This window comes from Azospirillum sp. B4 (assembly GCF_000333275.1).
Classification (GTDB): domain Bacteria; phylum Pseudomonadota; class Alphaproteobacteria; order Azospirillales; family Azospirillaceae; genus Nitrospirillum.
Map to the genome: position 1 here is coordinate 1 of NZ_BACU01000108.1, position 2,148 is coordinate 2,148.

Annotated in this window: 2 protein-coding genes; both read left to right on the plus strand. The window is 69.0% G+C overall.

From position 1 onward, the window contains the following. Window positions 1–1,169, plus strand: a 1,169-nt coding sequence (locus tag I55_RS36835) for a hypothetical protein (protein ID WP_044559461.1), incomplete at its 5' end; no start/stop codon positions are given. Continuing rightward, window positions 1,166–2,148: hypothetical protein (locus I55_RS05280; protein ID WP_044559462.1), on the plus strand; the 983-nt coding region annotated here is incomplete at its 3' end. The genes I55_RS36835 and I55_RS05280, both read left to right, overlap by 4 nt.

Consider the following 2,148-nt stretch of genomic DNA (forward strand, 5'->3'; position numbering starts at 1 on the left):
CTGCGCGCATGACAAGGGACTACATCGATCCCACACCTGACCAGATGCCCCTGGTCGAACGGTTCGGCTGCAAATGGGACCGGGTGGAGCAGCGGCACTACGTGCCATCCGACCTGCCGGAATCGGCTCGCCGCGGCATCCTCATCGCCTTCAGTGGAGAGGAGACCCCGGTTGAACGGGCCATCCGGACCAGCGAGCGGCTGCGCCAGGCTGGCGAGGCTCGGATCAGCCATGACCAGGCGCATACGCCGGTGGCGGAAGGCGGGCCCTCGCGGCCCAGGGCGGCGGAGGGCCCCGGCCTGTCGGGCGCCCGGGAGCCGACGGCCTCCCAGCCGCACGCCGGCGGCGAACTTCGGGCCACGCCGGCGCTGCGCGTTCTGGATGGTGGCGCGGGCCGGGGTTTGGACAGCGGGGCTGACCCGCACCTTCCCGCCGCCCAGCAGGCACCCCAGGAGCGTACCAGGCACGCAGAGGGTACTCCTGTTCCCCTCGGCATCCGTGATGACGACGACAGGCAGGAACGCCCGCAGGGGAACCATGAGCGAGGCCAGAGCCTCAGCAACGGTCAGGTGGCTGAGCAGCTGTTCGGCGCGCTCTCCGACTTGACGGCGGGCCTGGTCAAGATGGGGGGAGCGGGCCTGAAGGACGGCCATGAGCAGGCCAAGCGCGCGGCGGCGGTTCCCAAGGCCGATCCACTGGCCGCGGCTGAGCGTGCCGACCAGGTTGTCGTTGCCCGCGGCCGCGAGCGCGGCCCTGAAGGTGCAAGACCCGAGCGTGCCTACAGCCTTGGAAACGAGGGCGGTCCCCCCAAAACCGTTCCCGCGGCCACGGACATGACGGCTGCCATCGACCTCAATCGCCTGATCATCACGGTTGACCCGACGTCGGCCGACCAGGCGAACGCGGCAAGGCAAAAGCTGACCGCCATGACCCCGCAGGATCTGGCACGAGCGGAGGCGTTCACCTCCATGCGTCTGGAACTATTAAAAAACAAGAGCCCCGACCAGCTGGTGGCAGGCGACGATATGTTGAAAGGCCAATTGGCCGCCGGCCTGGAAGTGACCCGCGGTGTCATGCGGCAACGCGGGATCACCTCCCTTCTGCCGGCGACGGAGGGTCCTAAACCCACGCGCCAACGGGAAGGGCAACGGGAAGGGGGACGGGGATGAACGAGATCACCGGTACCCCTGCGCCCGCCATAAGCCCTCAGGCCCCCGCCTCGGAGCCACGATATCTTCTTCGGGTCACAACCCAGGAAGGCCAAGACAGCTCCGCCGACGTCCTGGGTCCGCTCGCAGCACTGGCCTTCGACGGCCAGGCGGCGGCCCAGGCCGCCGAGCTGATGCGCTCACGCTACCCCCAGCTGCGCTTCAATGTTCAGCTGGCGGCCGATCCGCACCCGCAGGTCGAATCTCCAGACAAATCGCCGGCTGGCGGAAAAGCCGAACAGACCAAGCAGGAAACGCCAACGCAGGACAGGACGCGGGCGGAGCCAGAGGAGCGGGGGCGCCTGCCGCCGAAACCGGAACGCAACGACGATGTGTCCCTGTCCGACCGGCGGGACGCGTGGGCCCGTCTCGCCGAGCTCGATCATCGCTGGCAGACCCTGGCGACCGAACGCCCCGCCTTGATGCTCGAGGGCCTGGCCACCGAGGCGCGCCGCATCGTCGACGGCCAGGTCCGTGACCATGACCCCCTCATGACGTTGCGGCGCAGCCAGGCCTTGGCGACCCTGGTAACCCGGCAGCACGGCGACCTCGTCGACCCACGCCTGAAACCCACCCTTGCCCTCCTCTCCGAGCCGGCGCAGGGGGCGACGGCCGAGCCGTCCTCGCCTTCCAAGGCCCCCTCCTCCCGGGAAGATGCCATTGGCGCCCTGACCCGCGTGGCCGCCAATCTCGAGGCCCTGGCGGATGCCTCGCGCGAGGAAGGAGCCGTCCGCGGGCCCGCCGGAAAAAAGGAGCTGGAAAAAAAGGAGGGACGGCGGGAGGCCGGAAGCGACCATTTGGCCAAGTATGGGGTGGGAGAGCCCGTCATGCTTCTCGATGCCCGCGCCCCCCCGGAGCTGAAGCGACGCTTCGAGACCGCCGTCCAGCAGATGGACCAAGGGGACTACGAGACGTTCCTGAAGGGCACGCGCCTGGCCAA